The organism is Meiothermus granaticius NBRC 107808 (genome assembly GCF_003574355.1).
Lineage (GTDB): Bacteria > Deinococcota > Deinococci > Deinococcales > Thermaceae > Meiothermus > Meiothermus granaticius.
On the sequence record NZ_QWLB01000029.1, the window covers coordinates 13,387 to 30,523 of the forward strand.

15 protein-coding genes are annotated in these 17,137 nt (G+C 63.0%); 5 read left to right on the plus strand and 10 right to left on the minus strand.

What is annotated here, in order from left to right; translation table 11 throughout:
- Window positions 1-29 precede the first annotated feature (29 nt).
- Window positions 30-1,292 (minus strand): ABC transporter substrate-binding protein, encoded by a 1,263-nt coding sequence (locus tag Mgrana_RS10930; protein ID WP_119357650.1) that lies wholly within the window; start codon window positions 1,290-1,292, stop codon window positions 30-32.
- A gap of 45 nt (window positions 1,293-1,337) precedes the next feature.
- On the minus strand, window positions 1,338-2,030 hold the full coding sequence (locus Mgrana_RS10935) for a FadR/GntR family transcriptional regulator (RefSeq protein ID WP_170146456.1): 693 nt from the start codon (window positions 2,028-2,030) through the stop codon (window positions 1,338-1,340).
- 102 nt (window positions 2,031-2,132) lie between these two features.
- On the opposite strand from Mgrana_RS10935, the gene queA reads away from it, so the two are divergent.
- Window positions 2,133-3,137, plus strand: coding sequence for a tRNA preQ1(34) S-adenosylmethionine ribosyltransferase-isomerase QueA (gene queA / locus Mgrana_RS10940; protein WP_119357652.1), 1,005 nt, complete (start codon window positions 2,133-2,135; stop codon window positions 3,135-3,137).
- 29 nt (window positions 3,138-3,166) lie between these two features.
- On the opposite strand, the gene Mgrana_RS10945 is transcribed toward queA, so the two are convergent.
- From Mgrana_RS10945 to Mgrana_RS10975, 7 genes are all read right to left on the minus strand, one after another.
- Window positions 3,167-4,438: an MFS transporter gene (locus tag Mgrana_RS10945; protein ID WP_119357653.1), complete on the minus strand. Its 1,272-nt coding sequence runs from the start codon at window positions 4,436-4,438 to the stop codon at window positions 3,167-3,169.
- A 32-nt stretch (window positions 4,439-4,470) separates the two neighbouring features.
- The gene (locus Mgrana_RS10950; RefSeq protein ID WP_119357654.1) at window positions 4,471-5,217 is read right to left on the minus strand and encodes an alpha/beta family hydrolase; all 747 of its coding nucleotides are present in this window, start codon (window positions 5,215-5,217) and stop codon (window positions 4,471-4,473) included.
- 38 nt (window positions 5,218-5,255) lie between these two features.
- On the minus strand, window positions 5,256-8,795 hold the full coding sequence (locus tag Mgrana_RS10955) for an efflux RND transporter permease subunit (protein WP_119357655.1): 3,540 nt from the start codon (window positions 8,793-8,795) through the stop codon (window positions 5,256-5,258).
- Between the two features lie 3 nt (window positions 8,796-8,798).
- Window positions 8,799-10,076 (minus strand): efflux RND transporter periplasmic adaptor subunit, encoded by a 1,278-nt coding sequence (locus tag Mgrana_RS10960; protein WP_119357656.1) that lies wholly within the window; start codon window positions 10,074-10,076, stop codon window positions 8,799-8,801.
- Window positions 10,073-11,098 carry a TolC family protein gene (locus Mgrana_RS10965; RefSeq protein ID WP_119357657.1) on the minus strand — a complete coding sequence of 342 codons (1,026 nt, stop codon included), beginning with the start codon at window positions 11,096-11,098 and terminating at the stop codon, window positions 10,073-10,075. Before Mgrana_RS10965 ends, Mgrana_RS10960 begins: the two co-directional genes overlap by 4 nt.
- 4 nt (window positions 11,099-11,102) lie before the next feature.
- Window positions 11,103-12,431: a TolC family protein gene (locus tag Mgrana_RS10970; protein WP_240631339.1), complete on the minus strand. Its 1,329-nt coding sequence runs from the start codon at window positions 12,429-12,431 to the stop codon at window positions 11,103-11,105.
- Window positions 12,432-12,496: 65 nt separating this feature from the next.
- Window positions 12,497-12,934 (minus strand): MarR family winged helix-turn-helix transcriptional regulator, encoded by a 438-nt coding sequence (locus Mgrana_RS10975; protein WP_119357659.1) that lies wholly within the window; start codon window positions 12,932-12,934, stop codon window positions 12,497-12,499.
- A 210-nt stretch (window positions 12,935-13,144) separates the two neighbouring features.
- Here Mgrana_RS10975 and Mgrana_RS10980 point away from each other — a divergent pair, with 210 nt between their 5' ends.
- The 4 genes from Mgrana_RS10980 (at window position 13,145) to Mgrana_RS10995 (ending at window position 16,619) form a co-directional block, all read left to right on the plus strand.
- A complete protein-coding gene (locus Mgrana_RS10980; RefSeq protein ID WP_119357660.1) occupies window positions 13,145-13,510 on the plus strand; it encodes a hypothetical protein in 366 nt (121 codons plus the stop codon).
- Window positions 13,511-13,637: 127 nt separating this feature from the next.
- On the plus strand, window positions 13,638-14,111 hold the full coding sequence (locus Mgrana_RS10985) for a GreA/GreB family elongation factor (protein ID WP_119357661.1): 474 nt from the start codon (window positions 13,638-13,640) through the stop codon (window positions 14,109-14,111).
- Between the two features lie 69 nt (window positions 14,112-14,180).
- Window positions 14,181-15,683 carry a lysine--tRNA ligase gene (gene lysS, locus Mgrana_RS10990; protein ID WP_119357662.1) on the plus strand — a complete coding sequence of 501 codons (1,503 nt, stop codon included), beginning with the start codon at window positions 14,181-14,183 and terminating at the stop codon, window positions 15,681-15,683.
- A gap of 24 nt (window positions 15,684-15,707) precedes the next feature.
- Window positions 15,708-16,619: a cation diffusion facilitator family transporter gene (locus Mgrana_RS10995; protein ID WP_119357663.1), complete on the plus strand. Its 912-nt coding sequence runs from the start codon at window positions 15,708-15,710 to the stop codon at window positions 16,617-16,619.
- A 6-nt stretch (window positions 16,620-16,625) separates the two neighbouring features.
- Here the strand turns inward: Mgrana_RS10995 and greA are convergent, their stop codons facing one another.
- A complete protein-coding gene (gene greA / locus Mgrana_RS11000; RefSeq protein ID WP_119357664.1) occupies window positions 16,626-17,108 on the minus strand; it encodes a transcription elongation factor GreA in 483 nt (160 codons plus the stop codon).
- Window positions 17,109-17,137 lie beyond the last annotated feature (29 nt).

Below are 17,137 nucleotides of genomic sequence, written 5' to 3' on the forward strand. Positions count from 1 at the left end.
GGAACCCCCTGGTGTCTGTCGCTTGGACGTTACTTGTTGCTTGCCTTCCATTTGGCGTAAGCCTTTTCCATGTAGTCGGCCAGGTGCTGGGCCGTGACCTCGGCGGTCTGCTGCCCCAGCAGGAGCTTTTGGGTTTCCTGAACGGAGTACACGTCGAGGAAGTTGCCCAGTTCAGGAATTTGGAAGGGGAAGAAGCTCAGGGTGTATTTGGGGCTTCGCAGCTCGTCGAACCAGGCCTTGAAGGTTGGGCTCGAGTAGTAGGGGTCTTTCTCCGAGGATTGAATCGAGGGGATGGTTCCCACATACTTCGACCACTTCAGGTTAACGCTGGGGCTGGCCAGATAGGCGATGAGCTTCCAAGCCGCCTCTTTGTTCTTGGAGCTCTTAAACATAGACCAACCGGCAAAGCCCGGTTTTAGGAAACCTTTTCCACTGGGCCCCAGCGGCATGGGTACCACCCCGAACTGATCCGGGCTCATTTTCTCCTGTACCGGTTGCAGGGTGTCGGGGTCTTGATCCAGCATGGCGCAGGTACCGGAATAGAACCCCGAGACGATCTCGTTGAAGCCCCAGGTGACCGAGTCGGGGGGAGCCCAGCCCTTCTGGTAAAGCTGAGCCCACATTGAAAGCCCCTCTACATGGGCCTTGTCGGTGAAGGTGCTCTTGCCGCTGGGGGTAAACCAGTTAGGGGTTCCGGCCTGGTTGCTCATGAACCAGAAGATGTTATCGAAGCTGCCCCGGGCCCCCCGGAGGCAATAGCCGTAGACCCCTTTGCTCTTATTGGTGACGGCTTCGGCCACCTTCATGAACTCAGCCAGTGTGGTCGGGGGTTTAACTCCAGCATCGGCCAAGATCTTCTTGTTGTAGAACAAGCCCCGGATGTAAAAGCCATAGGGGATCTCGAGCATCTGCCCCTGGTAGAGCGAACCCGCCTCTGTGGCCCGGGCCGAGAGGTCGTTTTTGTACTGCCAGGTGCCAAGATAGGATTTGAGGTTCTCGAGCTGATTGGTGGCCCCGTACAAGGCCAGCCATTTGTCGGGCATCTCCACCACATCGGGAGCCTGGCCGCCTTGAACCATGGTCAGCAAGCGCTCAAAGCTCTGCTCCCACGGCAGGGAGATGATCTCGACGTTGATCCCAGGGTTTTGGCTCTCGAAATCTTTGATCAGGCCCTGCAATAGCTGGGTGCGCTGGGGGCTGGTGATGACCTCGACCAGCTGGAGCTTGGTCCCTTGGGCAAAGGCCAGCACCAGCGACAGCAGACCGATCCAAACCGAAAAACGCTTTAACATAAAACTCCTTTCTGCAAAGTGGGCTTTAGGCCGTTGGGGCTTGCTTCATGCACGCAAATCCTCCTCGACAATGCGCAGCATCTCCCACACCGCTTGCCGAGCCCCTGCGGGGTCGCGGGCGTGGATGCGCTCGTAGATGACCCGGTGCAGCGGCAAGGTGCGCCGAGCGAAGTTGGCTTTGCCCAAGGGATGCGCCCAAAAGCGCTCGAGCACATCCCATACCGATTGCAGCAACTGGAGGAACAGGGGGTTGCCGCAGTAACGGTACAGCGCCAGGTGGAAGGCCTTGTCGCTTTCGGGGTTATCCCCCTTTTGGCTAAACTCCCCCTCCAGAGCCTCCACCAACTGCCCCAGGTGGGCAATTTCCGCAGGACTAGCCCTCGAGGCCACCAGCGCGGCGGCTTCCGCCTCGAGCGCCCGGCGCAGCTCGAGGGCCTGCAGGAGGTTTTGCCGCTCGGCCTCAAAACTCACCACCAGGTAGTGGTTGCTGGGGGAGAGGCTGCGCAGCAAGTAGGTACCGCTTCCGGTTTTAGATCCCACCACCCCCAGGGCCGCCAGATGCCGCAGGGCCTCTCGCACGGTAGGCCGACTGAGCCCCAGGCTAGCCGCCAGTTCCCGCTCGGCAGGGAGCCGGGCTCCCACCGGTACGGCATTGCGGCTGATGTAGTCGCTCAGGGACTGCACCGCCGCTTCTACTCGAGAAGCGGGGATGACCGGTTTAAGCCTCGTCGTGCTCATAAAATTGGTCTGACAGCTTGACCAAAAGCTACCCAGAACCCCCCAATTTGTCAAGGTGACCGCCGCATTGAGCCGCCCAAAGAGGGGTGAGAGAATGAGGGGATGAGCGGTTTGTCCTATCATTACGCTCTACCTCCAGAGCTAATTGCCCAGGAAGGGGTCGAGCCCCGCGATGCCTCGAGGCTGATGGTGCTCCACCGCGACTCCGGTCGGCTGGAGCATCGGATCTTTCGGGAAATTCCCCTATACCTGCGGCCTGGGGATGTGCTGGTGCTCAACGAGAGCAAAGTGATCCCGGCGCGCCTCTACGCCCGCAAACCCACCGGGGCGCGCATCGAGACCTTCTTGGTCCGTGATCTGGGCGAAAACCGCTGGGAAGTCCTGCTGCGCCCTGCCCATAAAGCCCCTGTGGGAACGGAGCTTTGGTTCCCCGATGGCCTGAGGGCCAGGGTGGAGGGGGTTGAGGCGGATGGGACTCGAGTGCTGCGCTTCAGCGAGAGCGTCTGGGAGCATCTGGAACGCCTGGGTCAGACCCCGCTGCCCCCCTACATTCACGCGGCCGTAGACCCTCAGCGTTACCAGACCGTTTACGCCAAAACCCCCGGCTCGGTCGCGGCTCCAACCGCCGGCTTGCACTTCACCCCTGAGCTTTTGGAGCGCATCCAGGCTATGGGGGTTGAACTGCACACGGTCACGCTGCATGTTGGCCCCGGCACCTTTAAACCGGTGAAGGGGGACCCCGAGGCCCACCCCATGCACACCGAGCCCTACGAAATTCCCGCGGAGAGCGCTCGAGCCATCAACCAGGCCAAAGCCGAGGGGCGGCGGGTGATTGCGGTGGGGACCACGGTGGTGCGGACCCTCGAGTCGGCCTGGGGGAGGGAGGGGCTCGAGGCGGGCGTGGGCCAGACCCAACTCTTCATTCGCCCCGGCTTTACCTTCCGCGCGGTAGATGCCCTGGTGACCAACTTCCATCTGCCCAACTCCACCCTTCTGATGCTAGTCTCGGCCTTTGCCGGGCACGAACGGGTCCTGCAGGCTTACCAGACCGCGGTGGAAGAACGCTACCGCTTCTACAGCCTAGGGGATGCGATGCTGATTCTCTGAGGCCGGGGGCCCAGGCTGTGAAGAGCACTCTAGGTGTAGCTGCCCGGAGTGACCTCGCGCACCCGTGCCATGGCCAGAACCGGTAGCAGGGTAACCCCCACCCCGAAGAACCCTAGCACGCTCAGACCAAATTGCCCCACAACCAGCCCCCCTAGCAGCGGCAGAGCCATCCCGGCCAAGTTGGACCACAGCTCGAGTACCCCTACCGCCTGTCCGCGCTGAGCCGTAGGGGTTATGTCGGTGAGCATGGTGTTGGCGCTCAGATAGGCTCCAGCCCAGCCAATCCCCACCAAGAAAGTGCCACTGGTGATGAGCAAATAGGTGTGGCCCAGCCCCACCAGCAGGGCCCCCAGCGCCGAGACCCCCAGGCCCAGGAGGGCGGTGGGTTTGCGCCCTAGCCGATCCGCCAGCCGGCCGATTGGCCAGGACAGGGCAAACATTCCGATCACATGGATGGCCACCGAGAGCGAGATGAGGGGCAGCGAGCAGTCCTGGCGCTTGAGGGCCAGGGCGGTCATGGCCATGAGCATCGACATCTGGCCCTGCACCGCCACTGCCGCCAAGATGGCGGTAGAGCGGATGCGGCCTTGCCCAGAGCGCTCCAGCGAGCCGTTCAGCTCGGCCCGCAGACCCAAGGCCCAAGCGGGGTAATAAGCCCCCAGGTTTTGCCCGATGCTTTTGGGGTCGGGCCGTATGCTGGCGATGAGAAGGAAGCAAGGCAGGACCAAAACCGGCACCAACAGCCAGGCCAAAGCGATGTCGTTGAGGTTCCACCGGTTGGCCAGACGGCCTGCGATTCCCACCACCGCCGGAGAGATTCCCGCCCCAAAGAGTGAACCCATCAGGATCAGGCTCATGCCCTCGGCCCGCTTGGAGGGGGGGTACATGTCTGCCGCGGCCACCCGCATCTGCTGTATCGCCCCTACCCCACCCCCGAAGAGCAAAATGCCCACACAAAACAGGGCAAACGAGCCCATCAGGGTGGCCAGGCCTACGGTGAGCGACCCCACCAAAGCCAACCATAGCCCCAGAAAAACCCCCACCTTGCGCCCCCGGGCATCGGTCAGCCGACCGACAGGGTAAGCGATGGCCATCCGGGCCAGGCCCATCAGGCTGGTGGTAAGCCCGGCAAAGGTGGCATTGCCCAACAGGGCAACCACCTGAATTGCGCCCAAAGCCGGGACGAGCTGGGTACCTGCTCCGGTGATGGCCTGAGTAATGGCCAGGAGCAGGGTGTTTTTCTTGATGAGGATGGGGATGGGGACTTCATCCGGTTGGGCGTGAGCGGGTAGGGTGGACATGGTCTTGAGGTGAGTATACGGCCCGGGTGGGGTTAGGGTGCGCTTCCGATGGTGGTGTTCAGAAAGGTTAGGGTTTTTTGTGCGATCTCGTTCCAGCCAGCCTCCTTGCCGACCGTAGCGGGGGTATCTCCGCGCTGCGGCCCATAGGCCCCGAAGGAGGCGTGATCCAAGCCCGGCAGGGTGATGAACCGGGTATTTTTAGGAAATTTGGCCCGATTTTCCTCGAGCCGCTCCTGGCGCACTACCCCGTCCCGGTCACCGCGCAGCAAAAGGGTGGGTTTATCCAGGCCGGAGAGGTCGTTTTGGGGGTAGCTTGACCACAGCACCAAGGCTTTGGCGTCAGGGTTGCTCTGGGCAAAGTTGGAGGCCACCACCCCGCCCAGGCTGTGCCCCCCCACCGCCCAGCGCAGTTCCGGAGCGGCAGCAATGGCCTCCCGGGCCTTGCCCTGGGCCGTGACGGCGAGGTTGAAGGGTACCCGCAGCAAGGCCACCCGGTAACCGCCCTCGGCAATCTTGCGCAGCGGTGGGGCGTAGGCTTCCGGTTCGACCAACCCGCCAGGATAGAAAGCCAGCCCCCCCCGGAGCGGACCCTGGGGGAGGAACACCCAGCCGTAGGCGGTGGGTTGAACCTGTAGGGTGGGGGAGGACTGAAGGGCCTCGAGGGCCTCGGGGGTGGCCGGGTAAGACTTTAGGACGCTGCGGGTATAGGTCACTACGGTACCGGCGAACAGCAGCAGCAACCCGAAGAAAAAAATCCAGAAGAATTTGCGCTTATCCATGGGGTCAGAAGGGGGGTGCCAAGACCATGTTCGGAGGGTCAATCTCCGAATGCAGGGGCTCTATCGGGGCTCCGAGTAGGCGCGGCCCGTAGCTTTTCGAATCGGCGGCGCTCAAAAAGATAGAAGGCCGAGGGCACGATGAAGAGCGTGAGCAGGGTCGAGGTCAGCACCCCCCCCAGGATAATGATGCCCAGCGGTTTGCGAAACTCTGCCCCCTCCCCGCTGCCCGCGATGAGCGGGAGTGAGATGATGAGCACGGTCAGGGTGGTCATCAAAATCGGGCGCAGCCGCAGCCGCCCTGCCTCAACCAAGGCCTCGTAGAGCGGTTTTTCCCTGGCTTCCCGCACGGCAAAATCCAGGAGCAGGATGGCGTTTTTGGTCACCAGCCCGATCAGCATCACCAGCCCCAGCACACTGATGATGTCCAGACCGGCACCGAAGAGATACAGCGCCCAGAAGGCCCCCACCAGGGCCAGCGGAACCGGAAGCAGCAGGTAGAGCGGGTAACGGAAGGTGTTGAACTGGCTGGCAATCACCAGGTAGTTGAGCAGCAGGGCCAACCCGAAGGCGATGGGGGCTGCGCTGGCCAGGTCGCCGATGAAGGCGGTGCCGCCTTGGGTATCCAGAGATACCCCGTCGCTGAGGACACCTTGTTTTTTGAGCTCGGCTTGAATCTGGTTGCCGTACTGGAACACCCCACCGGTCACGCCGGGAGCCCGGTTCGCGGTGATCCCCGCCGAGAAGGCCTGGTTGGTCCGGGCCAGGGTAGCGGGGCTTTGGCGGTTCTGGAAGCTCGAGACCGCCGAGAGGGGCAGGGTTTGGCGCAGGGTGGGGGAATTGATCGGCAAGGAGAGCAGGGCGTTTTGGTTGGGCACCAGCCGCGGGTCGGCCTTGACGATGATGGGGTACTCCTCCCCGCTCTGGCGAAGCTTGGCCGCTTCAACCCCGGCATTGTAGATGCGTAAGGTGGTGCCCAGGTCATTGGGGGTGATGCCGGTGCCCTCGAGGGCCGCGCTGTTGGGGGTCAGAACCCGCTCGTTGGCCCTTTCCGTGAGGCTGCTGGTCACGTTGGCCAGGAAGGGCAGACCCCGCAGAATTTGTAACGCTTTGAGGGTACGCTCTTGCAGCAGTTCCGGGGTGGGCGCGGTGAGGGTGTATTGAAAATCGGGGCCCCCAGGACCGCCCCCCTCAGCGCTCACCCTCAGGTCGGCCTCGGGGCGAGAGGCCAAAAGCGGCTGGAGGTCGTTTTTGATATCGCCCACCAGAAGGAACACGTTTTTGCGCCGGCTCTTTTCGATCAAGGTGACATCCAACGAGGCCCGTTCGGCCGGGGCCGAGCCCAAGGCGTTGGCGCTGCTGCCGGTAGTAGCCAGCACCTCCTTGACCTCGGGAAGCTGGAGCAGCTTGGCCTCGAGCTGGCGTACCACTGCATCGGTCTCCGAGAGCGCGGTACCTTTGGGTAGGGTGAGCACAATGCTGATGGCCCCGTTATCGGATTGTGGGGTGAAGTTGAAGGGGATCTTGGGGGCCACCAAGCCGATGGTCAGGAAGGCCAGGAACCCCACCGTCAATACCCACCCGCTGCGGGGCAGCATCCGGGCCAGGGCATTTGCGTAGGCGTCGCGCAGCCGCAGGAACAGGAATTCTGAACCCTCGTGCAGGGTGGTGGCGATGGCCCCAAAAAAGCCCAGCAGGGCCCGCACCAGATAGACGACCAGGGCGTAGATCACGGGGTAAAGCAGGATTCCGAGGGCGAAAATGGGCCGGATGCGCAGCAGCAGAACCAACCAAACCACCGCCCCCACCCAGAACAGCGGGCGCCGCCAGGACTGGGTAAACGCCTTGCGCAGGTCGGAGGGGAGCTGTTGAAGCTGGCCCCCCAGGGCGCGCCAGGTCGGGGGTTTGGGGTCGGGGAGATAGGCCAGGCGCACGGTCAGGAAGAAAAGGGCCTCGAGCCAACTGAAGAAGATGGCAGCCGCCAGACCCAGCCCGAACTCTTTGAAGAACTGGCCGATGAACCCCGGCAGGAAGCTGATTGGGAGGAACACCGCTAACAGCGAGAGGGTAGCGGCTGAGACCGCCGAGATCACCTGAGTGGCCCCCTTGAGCACTGCTTCCTTGAGGGTGTAGCGCTCGTTCAGGAGGCGGATGATGTTGTCGGCCACCACCTCGCTTTCCTGCTCGGGCAGCATCTCTTGGGCGGCTTTGTGCACGGCGGCACTGAGCTCGAGGCCCTCTTTTTGGTAGCGCTCGATGTTCTCCGCCAGAAGCCCAGCCTGCTCCGAGGATAAGACCTCCCTGACCCCTTTGCGCACCGCGTCGGCCAGGGAGTAGGTCATGGAGCGGTAGCGGTCAATGTTCTCCGCCACGACGATGGAGTCGTCCACGACGATCCCCACCGCCACGATGATCGCCAGCAGGCTGATGATGTTATAGGTGAAGCCCAGCAGCCCGAAAACCAGCAAGGCCCCCGCCATGGTGATGGGAATGGCGATCACCACCGAGAACACCGAGTTGAGCTTGCCCAGGAAGATCAGCACCACCAAAGAGACCACCAGGGCCACAATCACCACTTCCTTGAGGGTGTCGTCAACCGTGGCTGAGATGAAGGTGGTGGTGTCCCCGACAACCTGAGCCTTATACCCCGGTGGGAGCTTGGTCTCCGCCAGTACCTTCTTGATCCCATCCCCCACGGCAACCGCGTTGGAATCGGGGGTTTTACGCACCCCCAGCAGTATCACGGGTTGCCCATTAAGCCGGGTATAGCTGGTGGGGGTCGCCGAGGTGTCGCGCACCGTGGCAAAATCCGAGACCTTGAGGCCCCGATTGGAGTCCACAACGATGTTGGCTACGTCTTGAGGGGTGCGCGGGGTATTGCGCAGGGTATAGAGGAGACGCTGACCATTCTGATCTTGGCTTCCGGCCGGAATGGCCAGTGCGGAAGCCTGAATGGCCGCCACCACCTGTGGGGCGGTAAGGCTGTACTCGGCGATTTTCCAGGGGTCTAGCAGCACCTGGATTTCGCGGGTGGGGGCCCCCTCGAGCTGGGCGTCGGCCACGCCAGGGACCAGCTGCAGGCTGGGCTTGAGCCGCTGGTCTACGTAGTTGGCCACCTCGCGCAGATCGCGCCCCCCTGCCGAGACGGCCACGTACAGGATGGGCTGGGAGGCCGGGTCAAACTTGCGCACGACCGGGGCCTCGGCATCTTTGGGGAGCTGCCCCCGGGCTCCGGCGACCCGCTGGGCCACGTCATTGGCCACCTGATCCACCGAGGTGCCGTACTTGAACTGCACGATGACCAGCGAAAAGCCCTCACTGGACTGAGAGGCGATCTGGTCCACATTGGGCAGGGTCGAGAGGGCGTCTTCGATGGGCCTGGAGACCTGGCTTTCAATCTCTTCGGGCCCGGCCCCGGCATAAATCGTGGACACGGCTACCACCGGGATCTCGAACTTGGGCAGCAAGTCCACCCCCAGTCGGCTGCCCGCAATCAGACCAAACAGCACCAAAGCCAGAAAAGCCGCGGTGGAGAAGACGAAGCGCTCGACAAAAAACTTGACCAGCGGGTTATCCCTCATGGGCTACTTCACCACCTCTACGGTGGTTTCATCGGTGAGGCCAGAGGGGATCGGGTAGATGATCTGATCCCCAGCGCTCAGCCCTGAAACCGCCAAATAGCTGCCGTTATCGCCCAGCACCTGTATGTTGACCAGCCTGGCCTTGCCGCCCTGTACCACAAACACCTGGCTGGCGTTGGCATCGCCCGCAACCAACGCACCGCTGGGGATCAGCACCCCTTGGGCCAGCCTGAGCCGGTAGCGCAGGTTGGCGGTGCCCCCAGGGGTCAGGCTGAGCCTCGAGCCGGGGGCGATCCGAGCCACTGCTTCCACCAACCGGTCGGTGCCGGGGACCTGCGCGGTGCGCACCAGGGTGGCATAGTACGTTTTACCGCCGTAATCGAGGTTCATCCCGGTGCCCAGGGGAAGCTTGGCTGCCTCGGAGGGGGGGATGCGGAATTTGGCCTCGAGCCGGCTGGTATCGGCCAGCCGAAAAGCCCGTCCCCCCGCGGCCAAAAACTCCCCAGGGTTGACGTAAATCTCGGCTACCACCCCAGCGTAGGGGGCTCTGACCTCGGTGTCGGCCAGGGCTCGCCGGGCCTGCTCGAGGCCATTTTGGGCCTGATCCACTTGTAGCCGCAGCAGGGCCAGGTCTTCGCTCCCCGCCCGCTGGGTACGCTCCAGGGCTTCTCTGGCGTTATCGGCAGCGGCTTTGGCTTGGGTATAGGCCGCCTCGAGGCCGGTCAGGTCTACCTGGGCGATGGCCCCGGCTGCAAAGAGCTGTTTGCCCTCCTCGTACTTGCGCCGGGCTACCGCCAGATTGGCCAGGGCGGAGTCAAGCGCGGCTTGCTGAGGGGCCAGGGAGCCCTGGGTGGAGCGGGTGGCTTTTTGCAGGTTAACCTGGGCGGTCTCGAGGGCTACTTGAGCGTTGGCCAGGGCGGTCTGGGCATTGCTGGGATCCAGACGGATCACGGCTTGTCCCGCGCTCACCTGGCTCCCCTCGTTCACCAGCAGGCTGAGCACCTTTCCCGAGGCGTTGGAGGCTACCTGGCTCTCCTTGACCGGGGCAAGGGTGGCTCCGGTGGTGCGGCTGGCGCTCAGCACCCCACTCTTCGCGACCACAACCCGCACCTTAGTGGCCTGAACCTCGGTTGTTGAGGGGGTTGGGGTGGGGTTCTGGGCGGCTTTGCGCGGCCCACAGCCGGCCAGCAGACCCAGGAGCAGCCCCCCGACCAAGAGGGTTTGGGCGAGAGGGCGACTGCTGCGGAATGGCCCAAGGGGAACGTGCCGAGCGCGTCTCATCGTCCACTCCCTCCCCCAGCGTAGAGGCTATAGAGGGCCCGGTAGTAGTTGCCCTGGGCCTGCTGGGTGGCCAGTTCGGCTTGCAGGGTGGAAAGCTCGGTTTGCAGATAGGCCAGGCTGCTGATGAGCCCCGAATCGAGGCGCTTTTTGTCATTGGCCAGGGTTTCCTTGGCGTTGGCATAGGCCTCGGCCTGCACCGCCAAGGAGCGGTAGGCGGCCTGGAGGGTTTGGTACAGCGAGTCGTACTGAAGCCCCAGAGCTCGCTCGACTTCTTTGGCCCCGGCATCGGCCTGTTCAGCCCGGGTTTTGGCGGCATCAATATCGGCTTGAGCGGCGTAGCTGGGGTCCAGAATCCCGACCTGGAGGTTGGCCAGCTCGACCCGCTGGCGGGCCTGGAGCATATCGGGACTCTTGGCCAACAGCTCCTGGACGGTTTTGGGGTCTGGTAGCGCAGGGGGGGTGGGTAGGGGAGCCAACGAATCGAACGCCCCCACCAGGCTGCGCAGGTTGCTTTGAGCTAAGGCCAGGCCATCGCTCGCGCGCTTGAGGTTGGTCTTGGCATCATCCAGCCTGTTCTGAGCGTTTTTGAGATCGAGCGCGGTTCCCGAACCGTTCTTTTGGCGAATCTGCGCCACCTCCACGCCCTTGGAGGCCACCTCGAGCCCCTTCTGGGCCAGCCGGACTTGGATCTGGGCCTCGAGGAGCTGGGTATATGCACTCACGATATTGCTCTGGGCCTGGGCTAAGGCCCGGTCGTAGTTGGCCTGGGCCAGGTCGGCCCGCTGCTGGGCTTGGACCTGGTTGGGCCGGGTGAGCAGGGGATCGCTCAGCACGCGCTGGAGGTTGGCTCGAGCATCGTCCAGCTCAGCCTGCGCTGAGAGGACCGGGGCCTGAGCCCTGGCTTTGGCCAGGGCGGAGTCCAGGGTCAGGGACTGGGCCAGGGCCACGGTACCGAAGGCGACAGCGAACAGCGCGGTCAGGAGCAGGCGTCTGGCGTTGGCTAGGGGGTATTCGGCATTCATGGGTTCACCTCACTGGAGTACCGCTATCGCCGAGCGGTTGGGTGGCTTCGCTGGGGGGGATGGCGTAGAAGCGGTAGAGATCGAGCACCCGCTGGGTGCGATTCAGGTCGGCTTGCACCAGGGCTGAGCGGGCTTGGGCCAGGGATAGCTCGGCTTGTAGGGTGGCCAGGGGGCTGGTAAGCCCCAGGCGCTCGCGCTCCCGGGCTTCCTCGAGGGTTTTCTGGGCCTCTACGACGCTCTGTTGGGCATTGACCAGGGTGGCCTCGGCACTTTGCAAGGCTGAACCGAGGGAGTCCCCTTGCAGCTTGGCGCTGCGCTGGGCCGCATCCAAGGCCTGGTTGGCCGCATCCACCTGTTTTTGTGCCGCCTCGAGGGCGTCTAAAAGCCCCAAGCTGAGGTTGAGCGAGAGGCCAATGGTGAGGGTGCCATTGATGCGGTCCTGCGGGGGGGTGCGGGAGGTCGGCACTTGCGAGTTGTAGCTGAGGAGGGGTTGCAGGGTGCGCGAGTTGATCGAAACCCCTAGCGAGTCGGTTTCGTTGGTGTAGCGGGTATAGCTGCCTTGAAGCACTGGTAGCACGCTGCGCACGGCCTGGTCGTAGTTGAGCCGAGCCTGGGCCAGACTCAGCTCGGCCTGACGCACCGCCGGGGGAAGACCGGGCGGGGGAGCCGCCAGTTTGGGGGGTTGCGCGCCTGAGTTGCCGATCAGATCGCTCAAGGCATTCTGGGCCAGCGATAGATTACGCTCGGCATCGGAGACCTGAAGGGTGGCCTGGCGCAGGTTGGCCTCGGCCTGACGCACTTCGCCGGGATTGGCCGCGCCCCGAGCGTCCCGCAGCTTGGTGGCCTCGAGGTTGGCTTGCGCCAGCCGCAGCCCAACCTTGGCCGCCTCGAGCCCACTGCCGGCCAGCTGCACCCGGTAAAAGGCTTCAATGGCCTGGGCCTCGAGCTGGGTTTTGGCTTGCCGGTAGCCCAGTCGGGCTTGCTCCACCCCCAGGGCCGCCGAGTTCACCTGGTTGGCCACATCGCCAAAGGGAAAAGGGGTGAGGGCCAGGCCCAGCGAGACGCTGCGCCCGCTATCGGGGAGGGCAGCGCACTCGGGGTTGATGGGATTAGGACAGACTGGGGCTCCGGGAGGGGGAGAGTTCTGGAATAAGGACACCCCTCCTTGGGCCTGAAGGCTCACGGGGCTCTGCAGGGCCCGGAGCTGAGCCTGGGCCGCCTCGAGCGAATAGCGGGCTTGAAGCAGGTTGGGATTGTTTTCCAGGGGGGCGAAGAAGCCACTCCCGGATTGGGCCCAGGAAACCCCCGCCAGGGCAAGGCCCAAGCCGGCCAAGGCCCCGCGTAAGCCAAGGCTCCAGCCAGGCGGAGCCCACCTTTGAGGTGAAGCGGCCTTGGGCCTCATGGGCGTACCCCGCTGGCCTGAACCATTTTGCGCAAAAGTCGGATCAAGGTCTGCACCTCCGGTGGGGATAGCTTTTGGTAGCGCGGAGCCGAGGCGGCCCGCCACTGGCTTTGCATCTGGGCATGAAAGGCCTTGCCGCTCTCGGTGAGCTCGAGCCGTACCCGGCGGCGGTCTTCGGGGTCGGGGTGGCGCGAGATCCAGCCCCGTTCCTCGAGGCCAGCCAGAATTTGCGAAAGCACCGGCGGTGAGGTTCCCATGGCCTCGGCCAGACCAGAAGGTTGGGTGTACCCATCGGCCAGCAGCATCATTCCATAGGCCTGCATCGGGGTGACCCCCAGGTTCTCGGTGGCCTTCTGGGCATCCCGCCGTAGATGGTGGGCTAGGTCCAGGGCCACTGCGCTCAGTTCGTCATAGAGGGACTCGGTTTCTTTCACCGCACTAAATAGTTCACCTAACCAATAGGTTACGAATAGGTTCCTTCATACATTCTTTAAGAACGGGGTGCTTTGGGTTTTCACAGGAGGCCCGGTAGGCCGAACAGTCCAACCCCCCCAGGTCGCCGAGACTCGGTTTGGTCCCTTCCCCACGCCAAGGATTAGCGCCTCAGCGTCAGGGGAAGGTCAAAGTGCTATCCTAGGACGAAGATGAGGGAAAAAACCTTCGAAGAACGGGAGTTGATCCTCGAGATGTTCCCCGGCACTTCCCCGGAGCTGTTGCCTCCGGGGGAAGTGCTCTATTACCGGGACAGCGTGGGGCGGGTGCATATCCAAGAAGACCCGCTCCACTTGATTTTGGAACCCTTGGAAAGTACGCCCAGCACTGCTCCGGTGATCTGCGAGGCCTGCCTGCGCCACCTGCGGCGCTCAGCGGCGCAGTTTTTTCGCTTCGGGGTTGGGGAGGATGAGCGCCACTATCGCTATGTGGTGTTGTGCCGCTCGACCGAAAGCTGCACCGGGGCCGCGCGGCCGGAGCGTTTGAGGGAAATCCTGCTGAGGGGTATACTGCCTTAGCGTAGGGCGCAACAGCTCTTCCCCATAGAGCACGGCGAAAGCCGCGCTTTCTTTAAAGCCCCACCGATCTCATGCGAAACTCAGACAAAAAGCGCAGCATCATGGACGATTATCCTAGGGAGGCGATGTGGCACGCGAAGTCAAGCTGACAAAGTCCGGATACGAGCGTTTGGTGGCCGAGCTCGAGCAGGAGCGGGCCCGCTTGCAAGATGCCACCCGTATTCTGCAGGAGCTGATGGAGTCCTCCGATGATTACGACGACAGCGGCCTGGAGGACGCCAAGCGGGAAAAGGCCCGCATCGAGAGCCGCATAGACTCCCTCACCGATACCCTTTCGCGGGCCGAGATCATCGAGGAGGAGAAGGGCGGTTCCAACGTGATCTCCTTGGGGACCATAGTGAGCCTCAAGGCCAAGGAGGGGGATCACCTTGAGGTTCAGGTGGTCGCCCCGGCGGAGGCCAGCGTTCTCGAGCGCCCCATGAAGATCTCAGATGAATCCCCCATGGGCCGGGCCCTCTTGGGGCAAAAGGTGGGGGCCAAGGTGATGCTCGATACCCCCAAAGGCCGGCGGGAGTTCAAGGTGGAGGCGGTCAAGCACTAAGCGCCTGGGGTACACCCTTGCAGGCCAAAGGCGGATACGATAGCCTTTGGCACTTTTCTTTGGAGGCTTATGGTTGAACCCAACGAACAGACCAAACAGCGCTTGGCCAACCTCGAGGCTCTGGTCGAAGCCGGCTTTGAGCCCTTTCCCTATCGCTACCCTAAAACCCACGATGCCGCCCAGATTCTGGCCGCCCATCCGGGTGCGGAGCCGGGGCAAGAGTGGCCTGAGGAGAAGGTATGGGTGGCCGGGCGTTTGATGACCTTCCGGCACATGGGCAAGGCCAGCTTTGCTCACCTGCAAGACGCTTCAGGCCGGATCCAACTGTACCTAGCCCGCGACACCACCGAGCACTACGACCTGATTAAGCGCTTGGACGTAGGCGATATCGTGGGGGCAGAGGGAACGGTTTTCACCACCCGCACCGGAGAGGTCACGGTCAAGGTGCAGCGCTTTACCCCGCTGGTCAAGGCCCTTCACCCCCTGCCCGACAAGTGGCACGGCATTAAGGACGTGGAGACCCGTTACCGCCAGCGCTACCTTGACTTAATCCAAAACCCCGAGGTGCGGGAGGTCTTTCGGACCCGCAGCCGCATCGTTCGCTATATCCGCGACTACTTCGATGCCCGGGGCTTTTTGGAGGTGGAGGGTCCGACCTTGCAGGCGGTGGCCGGGGGGACTGAGGCCAAGCCCTTCACCACCTACCACGAGGCCCTGGGTCATGAGTTTTACCTGCGCATTGCCCTCGAGCTGCACCTCAAGCGGTTGTTGGTGGGGGGGTTTGAGAAGGTTTTTGAGATTGGCCGCAACTACCGCAACGAGGGCATCAGCATCAAGCACAACCCCGAGTTCACCATGCTCGAGGCGTACTGGGCCTACGCCGATTACACCGATATGATGGCCCTGATTGAAGACCTGCTGGCCGGGATGGTCCAGACCCTCCATGGCCGCACCACCATCCCCTACGGGGAGCACACCCTGAGCTTTGCCAAGCCCTTCAAGCGGCTAGACTTTACCGCTGCGCTCAAGGAGCGGGCGGGGCTCGATTTTGACCCCACGGACCTGGAGCGACTGCGGATTTGGAGCGATGCCAGACACCCCGAGCTTCGCTCCGTGCCCAGCTATAAGCTGCTGGACAAGCTTTTTGGGGAGTACGTCGAGCCCACCCTGATCCACCCCACCTTCGTGACCGATGTGCCTCTGGCCATCAGCCCCCTGGTGAAGCGCCACCGTGACCCCTCTCGCCCGGCCCTCACCGAGCGGGCAGATCTGTTCGTGGGGGGGGTGGAGCTTTCCCCCATCTACTCCGAGCTTAACGATGCCCTCGAGCAGCGGGCCCGGTTTGAGGAGCAGGCCCGGCGCCGGGCCTCGGGAGATGCCGAGGAACCCGAGGTGGACGAAGATTTCCTGCTGGCCCTGGAGTATGGCATGCCGCCCGCGGCTGGCATGGGGCTGGGGATTGACCGCCTGACCATGTTCCTGACCAACCAGCACAGCATCCGTGACGTGATCCTGTTTCCCCTGCTCAAGCCCCGCCGCGAAGAAGCAGAGGCGGCGGATGCCTCCGAGTGACCGAAAGGCCCCTATACTGACCCCATGAAGCTGACGCCCATCCGAGCCATCAGCTTGAGCGTGCTGGTTGCGCTGGTGGTTTTCGGTTTGAAATTTCTGGCGTACCGCTTGACGGGCTCGGTGGCGCTCTACTCTGATGCACTCGAGTCGGTGATCAACGTGGCGGCGGCTCTGGCCGCGTTTGCCGCGATCCGGGTCTCGGGGCGTCCACCGGACGCGAATCACCCCTATGGCCACAGCAAGGCGGAGTACTTCTCGGCGGTGCTCGAGGGGGTTCTGATTGTTCTGGCCGCGATCGCTATCCTCAACGAGGCCGGGCATAAACTGACCCAGCCCGCGGTACCTGGGCAGCTAGGGGTGGGGGTTCTGATCTCCTTGGCGGCCACGGGCCTCAATGCCGCCCTGGGGGTTTTGCTGCTGAGAAATGGGCATCAGCAGCGCTCTCCTGCCCTTATCGCCGATGGTCACCACGTCTTCGCTGATGTGTACACCTCGCTCGGGGTTTTGCTGGGCATTGGGTTGGCCTGGTTGACCGGATGGTGGATTTTAGACCCTCTGCTGGCGTTCTTGGTCGCTCTCAACATCCTCTGGGTGGGTTGGCGGCTGACCCGTGACTCGGTGGGCGGGCTGATGGACGAGGGTGTTTCCAAGAAGGAACTGAAGGCGATCGAGGACATTCTCGCCTCGACCTTGAAGCGCCTCGCCACCGATAAGGTGCTGGAAATTCACGATCTGCGTACCCGCCGGGCCGGGCCGAACACCTTTGTGGAGTTTCACCTGGTGGTGCCGGGGAGCATGCCGGTAGAGGATGCGCACCGGATTTGCGATCAGCTCGAGGAGGCGTTGCAGGCCCAGGTCGAGGGCTTACAGATCGTGATTCACGTTGAACCCGAGTGGAAGGCTAAGCACAAGGGGTTTGTGGTTCGCCTGCCTTAGGCCTGACTATCCTGCGTAGCTCAGCTCGATCACCACATAGGTCTGGTTGCCCTTGGGGCCTTTGACCTCGACCTCATCGCCGATCTTTTTGCCCATCAGGGCTGCGCCCAGGGGGGACTCATTGGAGATCTTTCCGCTGAACACATCGGACTCGTGGCTGCCCACCATGGTCAGGCTCATACGGGTGCCGTTGCTGGTCTCGAGCCCTACCGTTACCCCGATGCTGACCTCGGTGGGGGTGCCCTGGCCTGACTCCACGATCACCACCCGGCTGAGGATGTCCTCGAGCTCAGCGATGCGGCTGTTGTTCTGCCACATGGCCCGTCGTGCTTCGTCATACCCGGCGTTTTCACGCAGATCCCCTTCGGCGATGGCCCGACCCATCTCATCTGCGATCTGCTGCATTTTTTCGGTTTTGAGATACCCCAGTTCTTGCTCGAGCCGGGCTTTGCCTTCAGCCGTCAGATAGACGGGTTTTTTGTCTGCCATGCGTCCTCCAGAGGTATTAAACCCTGGGT